The sequence below is a fragment of the Rhizobium sp. WSM409 genome (assembly GCF_057653825.1).
The window spans coordinates 3734266-3753270 of the sequence record NZ_CM172794.1; the positions used below are offsets into that span (position 1 = coordinate 3734266).

Below are 19005 nucleotides of genomic sequence, written 5' to 3' on the forward strand. Positions count from 1 at the left end.
TATGAAAGTTCTTTCGGTTTCGTCCGAAGTCTTCCCTTTGATCAAGACAGGGGGTCTGGCCGATGTGTCCGGCGCCCTGCCGATTGCTCTGAAAGCCTTCGGGGTCGAGACCAAGACCCTTCTACCCGGCTATCCCGCCGTCATGAAGGTCATTCGCGACGCGGTCGTCAGGCTCGAATTCCCCGACCTGCTCGGTGAACGGGCGACCGTACTCGAGGTCCAGCACGAGGGCCTCGATCTGCTCATCCTCGATGCCCCGGCCTATTACGACAGGCCGGGCGGACCCTATCTCGATCCGCTCGGCAAGGACTATCCCGACAACTGGCGTCGTTTTGCCGCCCTGTCGCTCGCCGCCTCCGAGATCGCCGCCGGTCTGCTGCCCGGCTGGAAGCCGGATCTCGTCCACACTCACGACTGGCAGGCGGCGCTGACGTCCGTCTATATGCGTTATTATCCGACGCCGGAACTGCCGAGCGTTCTGACCATCCACAACATCGCCTTCCAGGGCCAGTTCGGTTCCGAGATCTTTGCCGGCCTGCGCCTGCCTGCCCATGCCTTCGCCACCGAAAGCATCGAATATTACGGCACTATCGGCTTTCTCAAGGGCGGCCTTAAGACCGCCCATGCGATCACGACAGTCAGCCCGACCTATGCCGATGAGATTCTGACGTCGGAATTCGGCATGGGGCTCGAGGGCGTCATCGCCAGCCGCATCGACGATCTGCACGGCATCGTCAACGGCATCGACACCGATATCTGGAACCCGGCGACCGATCCTGTCGTCCACACCCACTACGGCTCGACGACGCTGAAGAACCGCGAGGAGAACCGTCGCTCGATCGCCGAATTCTTCCACCTCGACAATGACGACGCCCCGATCTTCTGCGTCATCAGCCGTCTCACCTGGCAGAAGGGCATGGATGTCGTCGCCAACATCGCCGATGAGATCGTCGCCATGGGCGGCAAGCTCGTCGTGCTCGGCTCCGGCGAAGCCGCCCTTGAAGGCGCTCTGCTCGCCTCCGCCAGCCGCCATCCCGGCCGCATCGGCGTTTCGATCGGCTACAACGAGCCGATGTCGCACCTGATGCAGGCCGGCTGCGATGCGATCGTCATCCCCTCGCGATTCGAACCCTGCGGCCTGACCCAGCTTTACGGCCTGCGTTACGGCTGCGTGCCGATCGTGGCCCGCACCGGCGGGTTGAATGACACCGTGATCGACGCCAATCACGCCGCACTTGCAGCGAAAGTCGCAACCGGCATACAATTTGCCCCCGTGACAGAAACAGGCATGCTACAGGCAATCCGCCGTGCGATGCATTTTTATCAGGACCGAAAACTCTGGACCCAATTGCAAAAGCAGGGCATGAAATCGGATGTCTCCTGGGAGAAGAGCGCCGAACGCTACGCTGCCCTCTATTCAAGCCTCGTCTCGAAAGGCATGTGACCTAAAATGATCAAGTCCGTCTCCACCACGCCCTATCTGGACCAGAAACCCGGCACGTCGGGCCTGCGCAAGAAGGTTCCGGTCTTCCAGCAGCCGAACTATGCAGAGAACTTCATCCAGTCGATCTTCGATTCGCTGGAAGGCTATCAGGGCAAGTGCCTCGTCATCGGCGGCGACGGACGCTACTACAATCGCGAGGTCATCCAGAAGGCGGTCAAGATGGCCGCGGCCAATGGCTTCGGCAAGGTCATGGTCGGCAAGGGCGGCATCCTGTCGACGCCGGCCGCTTCCCACATCATCCGCAAATACAAGGCTTTCGGTGGCATCATCCTCTCCGCAAGCCACAACCCCGGCGGCCCGACCGAAGACTTCGGCATCAAATACAACATCAACAATGGCGGCCCGGCGCCGGAAAAGATCACCGACGCTATCTATGCGCGCTCCAAGACGATCGACAGCTACAAGATCGCCGATTTCGCCGACGTCAATCTCGACCGCATCGGCAAGGACGAGCTTCCCGGCGGCACGATCCTCTCGATTATCGATCCGGTCGAGGACTATGCCGCGCTGATGGAAGAGCTGTTCGATTTCGGCGCCATCCGCAATCTGATCAGCCTCGGCTTCCGCATTGCCTTCGATGGGATGAGCGCCGTCACTGGCCCCTATGCCAAGGAAATCTTCGAAAATCGTCTCGGCGCTCCCTCGGGCTCGGTGCGCAACTTCATGCCGCTGCCGGATTTCGGCGGCCATCATCCGGACCCGAACCCGGTGCACTGCAAGGAACTCTTCGATGAAATGATGGGCGATGACGCGCCCGATTTCGGCGCAGCTTCCGACGGCGACGGCGACCGCAATCTGATCATCGGCCGCGGCATCTTCGTCACGCCGTCCGACAGCCTGGCGATCCTTGCCGCCAACGCCAATCTCGCCCCCGGCTATTCCGGCGGGCTCGCCGGCATCGCCCGCTCGATGCCGACATCGGGTGCTGCCGACCGCGTCGCCGAAAAGCGCGGCATCGGCATGTACGAAACGCCGACCGGCTGGAAGTTCTTCGGCAACCTACTCGACGCCGGCATGGCGACGATCTGTGGTGAGGAAAGCTCCGGCACCGGCTCCAGCCACGTCCGCGAAAAGGATGGCCTCTGGGCCGTGCTGCTGTGGCTGAACATTCTTGCAGTGCGCGGCGAGAGCGTCGCCGATATCGTCACCCAGCATTGGCAGACCTACGGCCGCAACTATTATTCGCGCCATGATTATGAAGGCCTCGACACCGATGCGGCGAACGGCTTGGTGGACAATCTGCGCAGCCAGCTTCCCACCCTGCCCGGCAAGAGCTTCGGCAACCTGAAGGTCGAGAAGGCCGACGACTTCGCCTATCACGATCCGATCGACAAATCGGTGAGCGAGCATCAAGGCATCCGCGTGCTCTTCGAAGGCGGCTCCCGCGTCGTCTTCCGCCTGTCCGGCACCGGCACGTCTGGCGCAACCTTGCGCGTCTATATCGAGCGCTACGAGCCGGATTCGACTCGTCACAACATCGAAACGCAAGAAGCGCTCGCCGATCTGATCGCCGCCGCCGAAAGCATAGCCAGCATTCGTGAACGCACGGGACGCGATGCGCCAACCGTGATCACCTGATCCGGGGGGAACATGCGGGGGAACAGTTCGGCGCAAGCCGGCGCGATCGTCTTCGAGACCGGCGTCGAATTTGCCGTATGGTCGCATCATGCCGCACAGATCGAACTCTGCCTCTTCGAGGATGACGGCAACAGGGAATTCGCGCGCCTGCCGATGGCGCGCGACAGCAACCACATCCATCGACTGTTTGTCGACGGATTGAAGGCGGGCGCGCGCTACGGCTATCGCGCCGACGGTATTTATGCGCCCGATAACGGCCTCTGGTTCGATCCCTCCAAACTGCTGATCGATCCCTACGCCAAGGAGATCGATAGGCCGTTCCGCTACGATCCCCGCCTCGGCATCTATGGCGAGGACAGCCAGGATCTGATGCCGAAGGCGATTGTCACCACCGATACCCGAGCCGCGATCAGCAAGCCGCTCTTCAAACCGGGCGGCTTTATCTATGAGGTGGCGGTACGGCCCTTCACCATTCTCCATCCCGACGTGCCGGAGGCTGAGCGCGGCACGGTCGCAGCGCTTGCCCATCCCTCCGTCGTCGCACATCTGAAGCGGATCGGTGTCGATGCCGTCGAACTGATGCCGATCACCGCCTGGATCGACGAACGCCACCTTCCGCCGCTCGGCCTCACCAACGGCTGGGGCTACAATCCCGTCGCCTTCATGGCGCTCGACCCGCGGCTCGTGCCTGGCGGCATGACCGAGTTGCGCCAGACGGTCGCGGCCCTCCATGCCGAAGGCATCGCCGTCATCCTCGACCTCGTCTTCAACCATACCGGCGAGAGCGACCGTTACGGCGCGACGCTGTCGCTGCGCGGCCTCGACAACCTGCATTATTATCGCCACGCCCAGAATTGCCCGGGCGAACTCGTCAACGACACAGGCACCGGCAACACGCTCGCCTGCGATCATCCTGAGGTTCGCCGCCTCGTCATCGACAGCCTACGCCATTTCGTGCTCAACGCCGGCGTCGACGGTTTTCGCTTCGATCTCGCCCCGGTACTCGGCCGCACCGCGACGGGCTTCGAACGCGACGGAACACTGGCCTCGATCCTCTCCGACGATGTGCTTGCCGACCGGATCATGATCGCCGAACCCTGGGATATCGGCCCGGGCGGTTACCAGCTCGGCAATTTCCCGCCGCCCTTCCTTGAATGGAACGACCGGGTTCGCGATGATCTGCGCTGCTACTGGCGCGGCGACGATTGGAAGACCGGCGCGCTGGCAACCGCACTTGCCGGCTCCTCCGACATCTTCTCCCGCAACGACGGCAACGAGACGCGCAGCGTCAATTTTCTCGCCGCCCATGACGGCTTCACGCTGATCGATCTCGTCTCCTATGCCGCAAAGCACAACGACGCCAACGGCGAACACAATCGCGACGGCCATAACGAGAATCATTCCTGGAACAACGGCGTCGAGGGGGAAACCGTCTATCCGACGATCCGCAAGCGTCGCCGGGACGATGTGATGGCGCTGATCTCAACGCTTTTTGCCACCCGCGGCAGCATCATGCTGACGGCGGGCGACGAGGGCGGCCGCAGCCAGCACGGCAACAACAACGCCTATTGCCAGGACAACGAGATCACCTGGCTGGACTGGAAGGCGTTGGACGAGGGTCTCATCGCCCATACCGCCTTCGTTGCAGGGTTACGTCGCCGTTTCACCGTTTTCTCCGAAACGGGCTTCCTGGCGGGAAATGGCGATGTCGAATGGATTTCGCTTTCCGGCGAACCGATGAGCGTTGCCGAATGGGAGACGCCGTCGCTCTCCACCCTCGGCATGCTGTTATCGACCGGTGACCGCTCCTCTCGCGGCAGGCAGACCAGGCTTGGTGTGCTTTTCAATCGCTCGGGGAGCCGCCAATTTTTCACGCTGCCTTCTCAGAGCGAACCGGGCTGGCGCCAGTTGACCCCGGATGGAGCGAAGAAAACCGGTGGCCGTGCAACCGTCGAGCCACGCTCGATTGCCTTTTTCGTAGAAAATTGACCGCCTCCCGTCCCGCACGCAAATCCTTGTCGCAATCGTCACAAATGCACGATAAGGCTTTGCCGCGGCGGCTTATTTCACGAGGAATTCATGGTCACGGAAATTTCACTCTCCGACGTGCGGGGATTGATCGGCATGGAAACGGGCCTTTCGGATTGGGTCACCGTCGACCAGACGATGATCGACGCCTTCGCGTCGGCGACTGACGACCATCAGTTCATCCACGTTGATCCCGCACGCGCGGCGGCCGAAAGCCCCTTCGGCGGCACCATCGCCCATGGCTTCCTGACCCTGTCTCTGCTGTCGACGATGAACTACAACTGCCTGCCGAAAGTGCGCGAGCAGACTCTTGGCATCAATTACGGCTTCGATCGCGTCCGCTTCATGACGCCGGTGAAAAGCGGCGCCCGCGTTCGCGGTCGCTTCCTGCTTTCCGAAGCCCGCTTCCGCGGCGCCGGCATGCTGATGACCACCTATGACGTTACGATCGAGATCGAAAACGAGAAGAAGCCGGCACTGACGGCAAAATGGATCACCATCATCCAATTCGACCCGAAGGACCGTCCCGCGGACATCTGAGCAAAATCGCTTTGTTATTCGGCCGAATTGAACACGGCTTCGAGAGCATGTCCGTCGGGATCCATGACGAACGCCGCATAATAGTGCTCACCGTAATGAGACCGCAGGCCGGGACGGCCATTGTCGCTGCCGCCATGCGCGATTGCCGCCGCATAAAACTGATCGACTGCCTGGCGGTTCGGCGCGGCAAACGCCAGATGAAAACCCGGGCCGGGCGCACGCTGGCCGTCCGGGCGATGCTTGATCGCCAGCTTGTCCCCGCCGCCGGGAAGGCCGTAGCCGATTGCCTCCCCTGTTTGCCCTGGCCTGATATCGTCCCAGACCCTGATATAGCCGAGCGCGGCAAGGGCGGCATCGTAAAATGCCGCCGACCGCTCGATATCGGAAACACCGAGGGAGACATGGTGCAGCATTCGCTTACCCCTTGAATGAGCGCACGCCCGCGATTTGCTGAGACTCAGTGCCCAGCGTCTTCAGCCGCCTCGTTCAGCAGCCCGAAGACATAATCCGAAAACGACCGCCAGCACTCCACCCGGAACGTGTCTTCTTCCGTACGGAAAAGCACGATTTCCGCCTTGCCGAAGACCGTGCGCGATGCGGCGCCGACCGGAAAGGAAGAAAGCGACAGATCCTGTGGGCAGCCGCCCGAAAGCGTCGCCTCGGCACCCGGTCCCGAAACGATGATCGCGACATTGCGGTGGGAAACGTCGGTCGCCGAATGCAGCGTACCGGCGGCGGAAAGTGCAGCCATCAGACCGGCGCCGGCCTCATCGATCACCAGCCACTCGTCCGGGCCAATCCAGAGCGCCGATCGGGCGCCGGCCCGGCCGGATGTCTTCGGAGCATCCGGCAGCGTCAGGCCGAGAGCAGAAGAAAGTGCCGAGAGCGATTCCGCCGGCGCGCGTAGCGCCACCCGGCTGGCCGTGGGTGCGGTCGTCAACCGCACCGCTGCGGAGCCGCCGAGACGTCCGGCCAGCGCCGGTTTGCGAATTGCGACATCAGCCATGGATGCGCCCCCCTTCCTTGTCAAAGAATACCAGATCCGTCACGTCTACGGCGATCGTCCGGTCCGGCATCGGCACATAGAGCGTTTCGCCCATCCGCGCCCGGCCGCCGGCGACGAGCGCGAAGGCAATCGACCTGCCGCAATTGTCCGACCAATAGGCTGATGTGACGTGGCCGAGCATGGTCATCGGCTTCGGCTCGTTCGGGCTCGCGACGATCTGCGCGCCTTCTTCGAGCACCAGCTTCGGGTCCTTGGTGACGAGGCCGACGAGCTGTTTGCGCCCGTCCTTGACGAGATCCGGCCGCTTCAACCCGCGGATGCCGACGAAATCCGTCTTTTTCTTCGAAACCGCCCAGGAAAGTCCGGCGTCATCGGGGGTCACCGTCCCATCGGTATCCTGCCCGACGATGATGTAACCCTTCTCGGCGCGAAGAACGTGCATCGTCTCCGTGCCGTAGACGCAGGCGCCGAGCGGCTCAGCATTGGCCCAGACCGCTTCGAGAACCGACTGGCCGTAATCGGCCGGCACATTGATTTCGAAGCCGGTTTCACCGGTGAAAGAGACGCGGAAGAGCCGCGCCGGCACGCCGCAAACCGTGCACTCGGCAACGCTCATATGCGGGAAGGCCTCGTTCGAAAGATCGAGCCCTTCGACCAGCGGCGCGACGATCTCGCGCGCCTTCGGTCCCTGCACGGCGATGACAGCCCATTGTTCGGTCACCGAAGTCAGCCATACCTTCAGATGCGGGAATTCCGTCTGCAGGTAATCTTCCATGTGATGGAGAACACGCGGCGCGCCGCCGGTGGTCGTCGTCACATGGAAACGGTCGTCCGCCAGGCGTCCGACAACGCCGTCGTCATAAACGAAACCGTCCTCGCGGGTCATGATACCGTAGCGGGCCTTGCCGGGCTTCAGCGTGTCCCAGGCATTGGTGTAGATGAGGTTGAGAAATTCCGCCGCATCCGGCCCCACCACCTCGATCTTGCCGAGCGTCGAGGCGTCGAAGATACCGGCCGCCTCGCGTGCCGTCCGGCATTCGCGAGCCACCGCCTGATGCATGGTCTCGCCGGCCTGCGGATAGAACCAGGCACGCTTCCAGTTGCCGACATCCTCGAAGACCGCGCCATGGGCTTCTTCCCAGGCATGCAGCGGCGTCTTGCGCGTCGGATCGAACAGCTCTCCGCGCGAATGACCGATCAGCGTACCGTAGGTAACCGGCGTATAGGGCGCACGGAAGGTGGTGAGGCCGACCTGCGGGATTTCCTTGCCGAGCATTTCAGCGGCAATCGCCAGGCCATGCATGTTGGAGAGCTTGCCCTGGTCCGAGGCCATGCCGTTGGTCGTGAAGCGCTTGATATGCTCGATCGAATGCATGCCCTCGCGCACGGCAAGGCGGATATCCTTGGCGCAGACGTCATGCTGGAAATCGATAAAGGCCTTGGCGTTGGTCTTCGGCCCGGCGCCTTCGGCAGCACCAATCATGCCGCCCGTCCAGTCATAGGCCTGTTCGGCCGAAATTGCGATCTTCTCGCCACTGCTTCTGCCGGTGGCCTGCGCCATCAGTTCGCCGGCGGCAAGCGACTCCTCGATCGTCCGCTGCAGGTCGTCGGTGCCGTTGCACGCGCCGACCGAGAGGCAGTCCTGCGCATAGGAGCCGGGCAGGAAACGCTGGCTTTCGGCATCGAAGGCCACTTTGCCGCGCGACTGCGAGAACAGATGGACGGACGGCGTCCAGCCGGCCGAAACCAGCAGCGCATCGACCGCGATCTTGCGCGGCGAACCGCCGCCGTTGCGCGCCACCGTCATCGACGAGATGCGCAGCCGTCCCGAGGTGTTGACGACCGATTGGCCGGCCAGAACATCGATGCCGAGCGTACGCGCCTCCTCCAGCACCGCCGCTCCCGGCGTCTGCCTGCAATCGACGATGGCGGCGATCGAAACACCGGATCGTTTCAGGTCGAAAGCCGCCTCATAGGCCGAGTCGTGCGCCGTGTAGATGCCGACTTTGGCCCCGACCGCAACGCCGTAATGATTGAGATACATCCGCCCCGCCGAGGCGAGCATGATGCCCGGCCGGTCGTTGTTCGGAAACACCATGTGCCGCTCGATCGCGCCGGTGGCAAGGATCACCCGCTTGGCCCGGACCTGCCAAAGCCGCTCGCGCGGCAGATCGCGGGAAGGCTTGGCAATATGATCGGTGACGCGCTCGGCAAGACCGACGAAATTGTGGTTGTAGTAGCCGAAGGCGGTCGTGCGGGTGAGCACTTCGACATTATCCATCGCCTTCAGTCGCGCCACGGCCTTCTGTGCCCAGCTATTGCCGTCCTGTCCGTCGATCCTCACGCCGGCATCGTAGCGCAATGCCCCGCCCGCTTCCGCCTGCTCGTCGCAAAGGATCACGCGGGCGCCGGTCTCGGCCGCAGCCAGCGCCGCCGAAAGCCCGGCAACACCGGCGCCGACCACCAGCACGTCGCAATGGGCATAGCGGCTGGCATAATGGTCCGGATCCTCCTCCGTCGGTGCGACGCCGAGGCCGGCGGCACGACGGATGAGCGGTTCGTAGACGTGTTTCCAGGCGGCGCGCGGCCACATGAAGGTCTTGTAGTAGAAACCAGCGGCAAAGAACGGCGACATCAGGTTGTTGACCGCACCGACGTCGAAGGCAAGCGAGGGCCAGCGGTTTTGCGAGCTGACGATCATGCCGTCGAAGACTTCCTGCACGGTGGCGCGCACGTTCGGCTGCTTGCGCGCCGTATCGCGGGAAACGTCGATCAGCGCGTTCGGCTCTTCGGCCCCTGCCGACAGAATACCGCGGGCCCGGTGATATTTGAACGAACGGCCGATGAGATGCACGCCGTTGGCGATCAGCGCCGAGGCGACGGTATCACCTTCGAGCGCCGTATAACTCTTGCCGTCGAAGCTGAAGCGCGCGGTCCTGGCCGGTGTCAGGCGCCCCTTGCCTGCGATACGGTTCACGCCGCTCATTGCGCCTCTCCTTCCACGGCTTCATATGTCTCGACAGGCCCATGCTGCTTGGCCGCCGCACCGATCTCAGGCTTTGGCTCCCCCGCCTTGTAGGTCATGATGAACTTGTCGCTCACCGTATCGCGCGCCGCGTTGAAGAAGCGCCCGCAGCCGTGAATATGCCGCCAGCGCTCGAAGATCAGCCCCTTCGGATTGTCGCGGATAAAGAAATAAGACTCGAATTCCTCGTCCGAAATCGAGGCGATATCGGCGGGCCGCGCGATATGCGCGTCACCTGCGCCACGGAATTCGAGCTCGGAGCGCTCTTCCTGACAGTAGGGGCAATAGATCAGCAGCATGTGTTACCCGTCTTAGAGTTCCGACCCGGAAACATTGGTTCCCGGAGGTTGATTGCAGAGACGCTTTCCCATCGTCACATAGGGAATGAGGCGCTTGAGAAGCTGTTCGAAATTGTCATAGGGCTCCAGCACATCGGTCATGCCGATATTCGCAAAAGCCATCTTGGCGATATCGTTGTCGATCACGAAGGCACGTCCCGGCGTTCCGCCGACCTCAGGCACGAAATAAACGGCTGGTTGGCGCAGGATCATCGCGCAAAGCAGCGTGCCGCTCTCGGCAACGAAGGGCCATTCGCTTTCGCCGGCAACCCTGTGGATCTTCTGCAGGCGGAAATCTCCGACGCCGGGAAAGACGTCACCGGCCGGCATTGCCGCGCCACTGATCCCGATCGTCAGGAGAGCCGCCGTCCACATCAGTGTGCCACCGCCGCCGCCGCCGCCTCGTCGATCAGCCGGCCACTGCGGAAACGATCCAGCGTCAGCCCGGCATTGAATTTGTGCGGCTCGTCGCGGGCAATCAGATGCGCGAAGAGATTGGCCGAGCCCGGCGTCGCCTTGAAGCCGCCGGTGCCCCAGCCGCAATTGACGTAAAGCCCGGGAACCGGCGTCTTCGACTGGATCGCCGAACGATCCGGCGTATTGTCGACGATGCCGCCCCATTGCCGCATCATCTTGACGCGCCGGAACATCGGGAAGAGCTCGCAGATAGCGTCGAGCGTGTGCGTGATGATCTGCAGCCCGCCGGTCTGGGAATAGGAATTATACTGGTCGGTGCCGGCGCCGATGACCAGCTCTCCCTTGTCGGACTGGGAGATATAGGCATGCACCGTGTTCGACATGACGACGCAGGGAAAGATCGGCTTCAGCGGCTCGGAGACCAGCGCCTGCAGAGGGCTCGATTGCAGCGGCACGCGCACACCAGCCATCTGCATGATTGTTGTCGTATGGCCGGCCGCCGAGACGGCGATCTTTCTGGCGCCGATGAAGCCACGCGAGGTCTCGACCCCGGTCACCTGTCCGTCCGGACCGCGCCGGATGCCGGTCACTTCACAATTCTGGATGATGTGCACCCCGCGGTCTGAGGCCGCCCGCGCATAACCCCAGGCGACCGCGTCGTGCCTGGCCGTGCCGCCGCGCCGCTGCAGTGCTGCGCCGTTGATCGGGTAGCGCGCGCTGGCCGAGATATCGAGCGGCGGACAATAGGCCCTCGCCTGCTCCGGCGTCAGCCATTCATTGTCGATGCCGTAGAGCCGGTTGGCATGGATATGCCGCTTGAAGGACTGCTGGTCGTGAATATTGTGCGAAAGCATCATCACGCCGCGCGGCGAATACATCACATTGTAGTTGAGCTCCTGGGAAAGCCCTTCCCAGAGCTTCATCGAATGCTCGTAAATGTGCATGCTCTCTTCGTAGAGATAGTTCGAGCGGATGATGGTGGTGTTGCGCCCGGTATTGCCGCCGCCGAGCCAGCCCTTCTCGATCACCGCCACATTGGTGATGCCGTGCTCCTTGGCGAGATAGTAGGCAGCGCCCAGCCCGTGGCCGCCGCCGCCAATGATGACGACGTCGTATTCGGCGCGCGGCTCAGGCGAAGTCCACTGCTTCTCCCAGCCCTTGTGGCCGCGAAGGGCCTCCCGTGCCACGGCAAAAACCGAATATTTCCGCATCCGCCTTCTTCTCCTTCGGGAAAGGGCTTGTTCTCCGCGCTCATACAAATCGCAAATCCAAATGCGGCACAACGGTTCTTTTGCGACGCGCGAGAGCTTTGCTTTCGACACGCTGACGAGAATGCCGTTCCAGGCGGATGACGCAAGCGTCTGCATTTCCGCTGAGCCGCCGGACCGCCCCTAACCCAAGAGGGTGAGAAGACAAGCAATTGCTAAAATGTTAACAATCGCACGTTCCCGGGGTACGTGTATCATGTGGGGTTGGCGCTCAGTATCAATCGCGATGCTTTGCATCGCGTTAAGCGGCGCATGGCCGGCGCTCGCCGCCGAGCCGGTTGGCCAGGCCGTCGTCATCAAGACGCAGGTGACGGGACAGAGCGGGCCGATCGAGGTCGACACCAGCGTCCATCGCAACGAGCGCATCAAGACATCACCGTCGGGGCTTGGCCAATTCGTGTTTCGTGACGGCACGAAGCTCGCGGTGGGCTGGGGTTCGTCGGTCGTGATCGACAAATATGTCTTCGATGATTCCCAATCGGTCAAGAAACTGACGATCAGGGCAGCAAAGGGCACATTCCGCTGGGTCAGCGGCAATTCCAACTCCTCGGCCTACCAGATCCTGACGCCGGCCGGCACGATCGGCGTGCGCGGCACCGCTTTCGATTTCTACGTCGGCCCGGATGGCACGACCGCCGTCGTGCTGTTGAATGGCGCTGCCCGTTTCTGCGGCCCGGGCGGCTGCCGGCAATTGCAGCAGCGCTGCGATTGTGTGGTGGCCAAGCCGAACGGCGATATGTCGGCGGCACGCCGGGTCGATCCCAGCATCCTCGCGACACTCGGAAATCAGCACGCCCTGCCCTTCCTCTCCGGCAATCAGCGGCTTGCAGGCGGCATCGGCATGCTCGGCGGCTGCAATATGGCGTCAGCCGCGCCGGAAAGAAGGGACAGGAACCGGCCCCCGCCTCCGGCTTCGCCCGATCCACAGAAACAAGATCCGCCGCCGAAACAGGCCGAGCCGCAAAAGGAACGGCCACACAAGCCCGATAAGCCGCATCACGACAAACCGCACCATGATAGGCCACATCACGACAGGCCGGATAGGCCCGACAAGCATGATGGAAACGACAGGCCGGGAAATCACAGCCAGAATCACGGGAATGACCGGGATCATCGAGGACACGACCGCGACCATGGCGGAGATCGTGATCACGATAAGGATCGTGATCGAGATCACGGCAGGGATCGCAACCACGACAAGGGCCGGAGTTTCAATCGGAACCGCTGACGCCTTCAGTCGGCCGCGCTCTTCTCGAAGCGATCAGCCACCTCGCGAAAATGATCGGTCCTGCCGGAGATCCGCTGATAGAATTCCGCCAAACCGCCGATCACCTGCGCCGCCCGGAGCTTTGCCGTGCCGATAAGCTTGCGGGTGTTCTTTGAATGCGAAAGCAGGGCCTGCATCAGTTGCTGGTGAACGACAACAAGCGCTGCAAACTCGGCAGATGCTGCAACGCGCTCGGCGCCGACGACGGCGAGGATCTGCGTTCGGCTGCTCTTGCCCTTGAGCGGGATGGCACCGGCCTCGATCAGCGCCATTCCCCGCACCGACCTTGCCGTGCTGTCGGATATCAGAATATCGAAGCCGACCTCTTTGCAGCATGATTCCAGCCGCGCCGCGACGTTGACGGCATCACCAACCGCCGAATAGTTGAAGCGCGTCTTGGCGCCCATATTGCCGACGCAGGCAAGGCCGGTATGGATGCCGATGCCGATCCCGACCTCTTGTCCTGGCCCGAAGCCGAAGGCGTCGCCGGCGTTCAATTCGGCCAGCGTTTCGCGCATGGCAAGTGCTGCGCGAACGGCCTTGGTTTCATGATCGGCCACATCGACAGGCGCATTCCAGAACGCCATGATCGAATCGCCGATGAACTTGTCGAGCGTGCCTTCATGGGCCACCACATGGCGGCTCAGCGCATCGAGCAACGTGTTCAGGAACGCGACGACATCTGTCGGCGCCAGCCGCTCGCTGATCTCCGTAAAGCTCCTGACGTCGACAAACATCACCGTCAGTTCGCGATCGTCGCCGCCGAGGCGCAAAGCATCGGGGGTATGCTCGATGCGGTGGAGCAGCGATGGAGAAAGATAATGCCCGAAGGCGCGCCGCACCGCGCGCCGCTCCCTGTCGATCACCAGGATCCGGAACGAGGTCGCGGCAAAATGAATGATCGATCCGCTGACGATCGGAGCCAGCGGATCGAAGAGAAGTCCTGCATAAAGAAACGACAGCCAGGACGCCACCAGCGCCATGGCCGTGATCAGCAGGCCACAGATTAGAGCGACGGCGGGGCTGACGAAGGTCGTCACCACGACGAGCAGGCATCCGACCACCGCGATCGTCAGGATTTCCAGCCCGTCGGCCCAGTCGGGCCGCGACAGGAAATGGCCGGAGAGGATCTGCTCGACGGCCTGCGCATGCAGCGAAACGCCGGGAACGTTCTCGCCAAGCGCAGTGACGCGGATGTCCTGCAGGCCGGCTGCCGATGTGCCGACGAAGACGATGCTGCCGTCGATGGCGGCCGCGACCTCGGGAGAGGCCCCTTCGGCCGCGAGCACCTGACGGGCGGATATATAACGTTCCGCTCGGTCGGGGCTGACATAGAGCCAGAGTTCGCCTGCTGCCGTCAGCGGCACGACGAAATCGCCGATCTTTGCCGATGTCATGATGCCGACGCGATCGGGCGCTCCCGATAGCACATAGGTCGATGCCCCCTGTGCGACGCGCAGGGCCTCGATTGCGAGATTAGGATAGAGCTGCTCGCCGTCTGTCAGGAACAGTGGCACCGCCCGCACCACCGGCGAGGGGTTGCCGGGATTGAGGCTGATATGGCCGAGCCCCGCCGCATTGGCCTCCAATTGCGGTCTGAGCGGCGTCGAGGCGCCGAGATAGGGCGGAGCCGAGACGGGGCTTTCGCCGGTGAAGGCGAAGCCCGCCTTGACCGGCGGCCGATAGTTGCCCTCGTTGGAAAGACCGAAGCCGAGCACGACGGGTTTTCCGGCAATTGAACGGGCGAATATCTCGTCATTGTCGGGCAGCTTCTCGGCCAAGGACGGATCCACACCGGCAACGTCGCGCACAACATTGCGCGGCGACAGCCGGTCCGGCTCGGCGAAGAGAACATCGAAGGCGATGGCCGAGGCACCCATCTCCGAAAGCCGGTCTACCAGCAGAGCCATCCGGTCCCGCGGCCACGGCCACTGGCCGAATTCGCGCAACGACGTCTCGTCGATGTCGATCACGCGGACCGGCATCGGCTCGAAGGTCCTGGGAACCAGTCGCTGATACTCGTCGAACGTCACGCCGCGGATCAGCTTGAAAATCCCAGGATCGCCTGCCCGGAGGAGCGTCAGCATAGCCACGATCGCCAGGCCGATAACGACACCGATTTGCTGCACGCGCGTCATGATCTCACCGGCTGTCCCTCCGACGGCCGACAGAACGGCCCGCACCTGCTGGCAGACAGGCTACGCCGCTTTCGGTCCAAACGCCATTCGCAGATGCATCCCGGGCGCTGTCTTTTCAGCATCCTGAGCTACGAAACCTATGCGCTAGTGAACGAAATCGTCGACGCCGGAGCACGCCGATCGCCCAAGGGTCAGGACGGCTCTCAAGGAGGCAATCGCCGCGCTGGACGAAGCTGCGCCCGAACCGGCCGGATCATGACTGGATTAGGCGAAGCATGATTTTTCCGCCCGCCTCCCATCCCCATCTGGACTTCCCCTACCCAATCTGCTATTTCGCGTCACCAATCGCAAGGCTCCTGCCGCGCGAACGTAATTATTTTGCCTCAGGCCGCTGCGCCGCCTCCGGCATCAACCAACCAAAGGAACGTGATTCTCGTGCAGGTACTTGTCCGCGATAACAATGTTGATCAGGCTCTCCGCGCTCTCAAGAAAAAGATGCAGCGCGAAGGCATTTTCCGCGAAATGAAGATGCGCGACTATTACGAGAAGCCGTCGCAGAAGCGTGCTCGCGAAAAGGCCGAGGCTGTTCGTCGCGTTCGCAAGCTGGCCCGCAAGCGCGCCCAACGCGAAGGTGTGGTCGCAGCACGCTGAGCGTTTCCGTCGTTATTTCGACGTTTTCAGATGCATTGTGGCGGGGGCGATCGGTTCGCCGCCGCCTTTTTTAGTTTGCCGCTGAGAGATCGCATATCCGCGCACCGGATATGCCGTATGGGGAAAGCGAGCCCGAATGGCTGTCAATACCTTTAATCCGTCCCGCGCTCTGCGTTTGCAGAAAACGGCATTCCTGCCCGCTCTGGCGCTGGCGGCAATGTTCGGCCTCGCCGGCTGTGAGACGACCAATACCACGGATGCCGTGATCCGCATCGACAAGGCGCAGGGCTCGGAAGAGAACATCGCGTCGCTGACGGCGGTCATCAACGCCAATCCGAGGGATCCCGAAGGTTACAACGTCCGTGGTTCCGCCTATGGCCGCGCCGGCCAGTTCCGCCCGGCGCTGAACGATTTCAACACGGCATTACAGATCAATCCGCGGTTTTTCCAGGCTTACGCCAACCGCGCTCTCGTTTATCGCAACATGGGCCAGCAGGCCCAGGCGATTTCCGATTACAATGCCGCCCTGCAGATCAATCCGAGCTACGACGTCGCCTATATCGGCCGCGGCAATGTCTATCGCATGGCCGGCCAGGATGATCAGGCTTTCAACGATTTCGACAAGGCGATCCAACTCGGCACTACCGATGGCCGCGCCTATCACAATCGTGGCCTGATCTATCAGAAGCGCAATCAGCAGGACAAGGCGATCGACGATTTCTCGAAAGCGATCTCGCTCGCCCCGAATTCGGCCGAGCCCTATAATGGCCGCGGCATTTCCTATATCGCGCTGAACGACGACGACAACGCCTTTGCCGATTTCAACCATGCGATCGAGCTTAACGGCAACATCGCCGAATCCTGGGCCAACCAGGCGCTCGTCTACGAACGCCGCGGCGACAAGGCGAAGGCTGCCCGCTCCTATCGTCACGCGATCGGCCTCGATCCGAAGTACCAGCCGGCCCGTGACGGCCTTGCTCGCGTCGGCGTCGCCCCAGCCGGCTAAGGACATCATCGGGCGGCCCGCAACGGCCTCTTGCCGGTCGCGCCGCCCATCGGAGATGTCGGCCAAAGCATTGATGATTCAAGCGAATCTTCCGGCCGCCCGATATTATCGAGGTGATAGCGTGCTAACCTGGGCGGAGGAAGCGACGCTGCCGCAAAGCCGACCGCACCGCCTTGCAAAGAGAAGCCGAAAAAGCGTCCATCATCGTCGATGGCCTGTCATAGTGTGTTGCAACCTGCTCTTGCTCCCCCTAACATGGACCTGCTTCGATAGTCCGCTATCGGATGTTCGAACACGTGTTGAGGGCGGTTTGCGAAAGATGCGGATCTTTGCTTTCCTGGCCGCAGGCGAAAACCGTTGCGGGCCACGCGCATTGCAGCGCCGCGCGTCCTTTCAGACGCGCAAAGAACGCTATAGCCCTTTGAGTTGCTGCATGACTTTATCCTTAAATCGATTCCGATTTAAGGAATTATCCGATGTGGCGTAGCAGATGAAAATCGTCACGCTGTTCTTTCCCAAGGCTTCGATCGGCACCTACCTCGTCGCCATGGCCGTGGCGATCGCACTGCCGATCTTCGCCTTCGTGGCGCTGCTTCTGCTGCAGCTGGAGGACAATCAGCGTTCGACGCTGAAGCGCGAGACGGCCCAGGATGCGCTTGCCCTTTCACGGATCATCGACCGCCAGCTTCAGGACATGGCGACGACACTGCGGCTGCTTTCGAGTTCGCCGGAGCTTGAAAACGGCAATCTCGCTTCCTTCCATGAGCGCACGGAAACGGCCCTCAGAGACAATACGCTTTTCGTCATCGCCGTCGACAGCAGCGGCCAGCAACTACTGAACACGCGTCGGGCATTCGGCACGCCGCTTGGCAAGACGGCGAACATCCCTGCCCTCGAAGCGGTCATGGCTTCCGGTCGCATCGAGGCCTCCGACGTCTTTCGCGGCCGGACCAGCGGCGAATGGGTCTATAACGTCACCCTGCCACGGAAGAATGATCCGGTCGCAGCCCTTATCATCACGCAAAACGCGAAGGATCTGGGCAAGCTCGTGACCACCGAAGGTCTTGCCTCTGGCTGGTCGGCCGCCGTCATCGACGAGAGCGGCCACGTCGTCGCAGCCAGCGGCCCCGCTAATCTTGAACCCGGTACGCCCTTCGATCCGCGCATTCTGCCGGCGCTCACCGTGTCCCGCGGCGTCTTCGAGGACGAGACGATCCTGCCGCACATGCTCCTCGGTTATGCCCAGATTCCCGGTTGGTCGTGGAAGACAGTGATCTGGGGACCGATTGCCCAGGCTTCGATCCTCAGCACCTGGCGTTTCCTCATCATCGGCGGCGTGGCACTGGTGCTGGTCGCCGTGCTGGGCGCCTATGCCGTCGCAAGACAGGTGCGCACCACCATCCGCGATATCGCCGACATGGCAAACCGCATGGGCGAAGGTCATATCGTCTCACCGGTCGAGACCAGCGTCATCGAGGCGAACCAGGTGGCGATTGCCCTTTCGAATGCCTCTTTCGACCGCAGCCAGACCGAAGACCGGCTGCGTTTCGTCATGCACGAGCTCGTCCACCGCACCAAGAATCTTCTGACGCTTGCTCAGGCAATGATGCGCCAGCTGGCCAAGCAGTCGGACAGCGTCGAGACCTTCCGCGCCGCCGTCGCCGACCGCCTTGAGGGGTTGGTGCGCTCGATCGAGCTCCTGACCAGCGAACAATGGGGAGGCGTATCGCTGCGGCGGGTCGTCGACATCCATTTGCACGCATTCCCGCAATCGCGCGAACAGATCGACATCAGCGGCAAAAACTTCGTGCTGAAGCCGGATGCAGTGCAGAATCTCGGCCTCGCCTTGCATGAACTCGCCACCAATTCGGTGAAATACGGGGCGCTCTCCGTACCGCAAGGCCGTGTCCGCTTCGAGTGGCGCGACGTCAGCGAGGAAGACAAACCGGATGCCCTGCTCCGCTTCACCTGGGAGGAACGCGGCGGCCCGCCTGTCACCCAGCCATCGCGCTCGGGCTTCGGCACGACCGTTATCAAGGCTCATGCCGCCTCCGCCTTCCGCGGCACGGTTGAGATCGATTTCCGGCCCGAAGGCCTGTTATGGGTACTGACGGCGCAGCGCGCCACGCTGGAGCGGGAATAGAGCGCGGCGCGTCTCTTAAGACGCGCTAAGGACGCTCTATCACTTTGAAACTGCGCCCGGAACAATCGCTATCTCCACCCGTTTCGGACAGGTCGT

Annotated in this window: 15 protein-coding genes; 8 read left to right on the top strand and 7 right to left on the bottom strand. The window is 62.3% G+C overall.

All coding sequences use genetic code 11. From position 1 onward, the window contains the following. The first annotated feature begins 1 nt into the window (after nt 1). The 4 genes from glgA to AC25BC_RS18500 all read left to right on the top strand — a co-directional run bounded on the left by glgA (nt 2) and on the right by AC25BC_RS18500 (nt 5650). Nucleotides 2-1444 (top strand): glycogen synthase GlgA, encoded by a 1443-nt coding sequence (gene glgA / locus AC25BC_RS18485; protein WP_012758983.1) that lies wholly within the window; start codon nt 2-4, stop codon nt 1442-1444. Nucleotides 1445-1450: 6 nt separating this feature from the next. Beyond that, a complete protein-coding gene (locus tag AC25BC_RS18490; RefSeq protein ID WP_128438542.1) occupies nt 1451-3082 on the top strand; it encodes an alpha-D-glucose phosphate-specific phosphoglucomutase in 1632 nt (543 codons plus the stop codon). A 12-nt stretch (nt 3083-3094) separates the two neighbouring features. Next, complete coding sequence (gene glgX, locus AC25BC_RS18495) at nt 3095-5071, top strand: glycogen debranching protein GlgX (RefSeq protein ID WP_012758984.1); 1977 nt, start codon at nt 3095-3097, stop codon at nt 5069-5071. A gap of 90 nt (nt 5072-5161) precedes the next feature. Then, the gene (locus AC25BC_RS18500; protein WP_012758985.1) at nt 5162-5650 is read left to right on the top strand and encodes a MaoC family dehydratase; all 489 of its coding nucleotides are present in this window, start codon (nt 5162-5164) and stop codon (nt 5648-5650) included. Nucleotides 5651-5664: 14 nt separating this feature from the next. Here the strand turns inward: AC25BC_RS18500 and AC25BC_RS18505 are convergent, their stop codons facing one another. Genes AC25BC_RS18505 through AC25BC_RS18530 form a run of 6 tightly spaced genes read right to left on the bottom strand, consistent with a single transcriptional unit; the run spans nt 5665 to nt 11647 of the window. Beyond that, a complete protein-coding gene (locus AC25BC_RS18505) occupies nt 5665-6063 on the bottom strand; it encodes a VOC family protein (RefSeq protein WP_012758986.1) in 399 nt (132 codons plus the stop codon). Between the two features lie 44 nt (nt 6064-6107). Then, nucleotides 6108-6656: a sarcosine oxidase subunit gamma gene (locus AC25BC_RS18510; protein ID WP_012758987.1), complete on the bottom strand. Its 549-nt coding sequence runs from the start codon at nt 6654-6656 to the stop codon at nt 6108-6110. Further along, the gene (locus AC25BC_RS18515; RefSeq protein ID WP_012758988.1) at nt 6649-9642 is read right to left on the bottom strand and encodes a sarcosine oxidase subunit alpha; all 2994 of its coding nucleotides are present in this window, start codon (nt 9640-9642) and stop codon (nt 6649-6651) included. The genes AC25BC_RS18510 and AC25BC_RS18515 overlap by 8 nt, the downstream gene beginning before the upstream one ends. Beyond that, on the bottom strand, nt 9639-9980 hold the full coding sequence (locus tag AC25BC_RS18520; protein ID WP_012758989.1) for a sarcosine oxidase subunit delta: 342 nt from the start codon (nt 9978-9980) through the stop codon (nt 9639-9641). The genes AC25BC_RS18515 and AC25BC_RS18520 overlap by 4 nt, the downstream gene beginning before the upstream one ends. A gap of 12 nt (nt 9981-9992) precedes the next feature. Then, nucleotides 9993-10394 carry a hypothetical protein gene (locus AC25BC_RS18525; protein ID WP_012758990.1) on the bottom strand — a complete coding sequence of 134 codons (402 nt, stop codon included), beginning with the start codon at nt 10392-10394 and terminating at the stop codon, nt 9993-9995. Beyond that, a complete protein-coding gene (locus AC25BC_RS18530) occupies nt 10394-11647 on the bottom strand; it encodes a sarcosine oxidase subunit beta family protein (RefSeq protein WP_012758991.1) in 1254 nt (417 codons plus the stop codon). The genes AC25BC_RS18525 and AC25BC_RS18530 overlap by 1 nt, the downstream gene beginning before the upstream one ends. A gap of 253 nt (nt 11648-11900) precedes the next feature. On the opposite strand from AC25BC_RS18530, the gene AC25BC_RS18535 reads away from it, so the two are divergent. Further along, complete coding sequence (locus AC25BC_RS18535; protein WP_026157477.1) at nt 11901-12932, top strand: FecR family protein; 1032 nt, start codon at nt 11901-11903, stop codon at nt 12930-12932. Between the two features lie 5 nt (nt 12933-12937). On the opposite strand, the gene AC25BC_RS18540 is transcribed toward AC25BC_RS18535, so the two are convergent. Further along, on the bottom strand, nt 12938-15109 hold the full coding sequence (locus AC25BC_RS18540) for a CHASE2 domain-containing protein (protein WP_026157478.1): 2172 nt from the start codon (nt 15107-15109) through the stop codon (nt 12938-12940). Nucleotides 15110-15544: 435 nt separating this feature from the next. On the opposite strand from AC25BC_RS18540, the gene rpsU reads away from it, so the two are divergent. From rpsU to AC25BC_RS18555, 3 genes are all read left to right on the top strand, one after another. Beyond that, nucleotides 15545-15760 (top strand): 30S ribosomal protein S21, encoded by a 216-nt coding sequence (gene rpsU, locus AC25BC_RS18545; RefSeq protein ID WP_012758994.1) that lies wholly within the window; start codon nt 15545-15547, stop codon nt 15758-15760. 136 nt (nt 15761-15896) lie between these two features. Then, nucleotides 15897-16766, top strand: coding sequence for a tetratricopeptide repeat protein (locus AC25BC_RS18550; protein ID WP_012758995.1), 870 nt, complete (start codon nt 15897-15899; stop codon nt 16764-16766). 490 nt (nt 16767-17256) lie between these two features. Then, complete coding sequence (locus AC25BC_RS18555; RefSeq protein WP_012758996.1) at nt 17257-18909, top strand: sensor histidine kinase; 1653 nt, start codon at nt 17257-17259, stop codon at nt 18907-18909. Nucleotides 18910-19005: the final 96 nt, after the last annotated feature.

Excerpts from the sequence above, each read along its gene's own strand:
- AC25BC_RS18490 (WP_128438542.1), top strand. The coding sequence starts at position 1,451 with ATGATCAAGTCCGTCTCCACCACGCCCTATCTGGACCAGAAACCCGGC.
- AC25BC_RS18510 (WP_012758987.1), bottom strand. The coding sequence starts at position 6,656 with ATGGCTGATGTCGCAATTCGCAAACCGGCGCTGGCCGGACGTCTCGGC.
- AC25BC_RS18515 (WP_012758988.1), bottom strand. The coding sequence starts at position 9,642 with ATGAGCGGCGTGAACCGTATCGCAGGCAAGGGGCGCCTGACACCGGCC.
- AC25BC_RS18530 (WP_012758991.1), bottom strand. The coding sequence starts at position 11,647 with ATGCGGAAATATTCGGTTTTTGCCGTGGCACGGGAGGCCCTTCGCGGC.
- AC25BC_RS18540 (WP_026157478.1), bottom strand. The coding sequence starts at position 15,109 with ATGACGCGCGTGCAGCAAATCGGTGTCGTTATCGGCCTGGCGATCGTG.
- AC25BC_RS18535 (WP_026157477.1), top strand. The coding sequence starts at position 11,901 with ATGTGGGGTTGGCGCTCAGTATCAATCGCGATGCTTTGCATCGCGTTA.
- AC25BC_RS18525 (WP_012758990.1), bottom strand. The coding sequence starts at position 10,394 with ATGTGGACGGCGGCTCTCCTGACGATCGGGATCAGTGGCGCGGCAATG.
- AC25BC_RS18500 (WP_012758985.1), top strand. The coding sequence starts at position 5,162 with ATGGTCACGGAAATTTCACTCTCCGACGTGCGGGGATTGATCGGCATG.
- AC25BC_RS18520 (WP_012758989.1), bottom strand. The coding sequence starts at position 9,980 with ATGCTGCTGATCTATTGCCCCTACTGTCAGGAAGAGCGCTCCGAGCTC.
- glgX (WP_012758984.1), top strand. The coding sequence starts at position 3,095 with ATGCGGGGGAACAGTTCGGCGCAAGCCGGCGCGATCGTCTTCGAGACC.
- AC25BC_RS18550 (WP_012758995.1), top strand. The coding sequence starts at position 15,897 with ATGGCTGTCAATACCTTTAATCCGTCCCGCGCTCTGCGTTTGCAGAAA.
- glgA (WP_012758983.1), top strand. The coding sequence starts at position 2 with ATGAAAGTTCTTTCGGTTTCGTCCGAAGTCTTCCCTTTGATCAAGACA.
- AC25BC_RS18555 (WP_012758996.1), top strand. The coding sequence starts at position 17,257 with ATGAAAATCGTCACGCTGTTCTTTCCCAAGGCTTCGATCGGCACCTAC.
- AC25BC_RS18505 (WP_012758986.1), bottom strand. The coding sequence starts at position 6,063 with ATGCTGCACCATGTCTCCCTCGGTGTTTCCGATATCGAGCGGTCGGCG.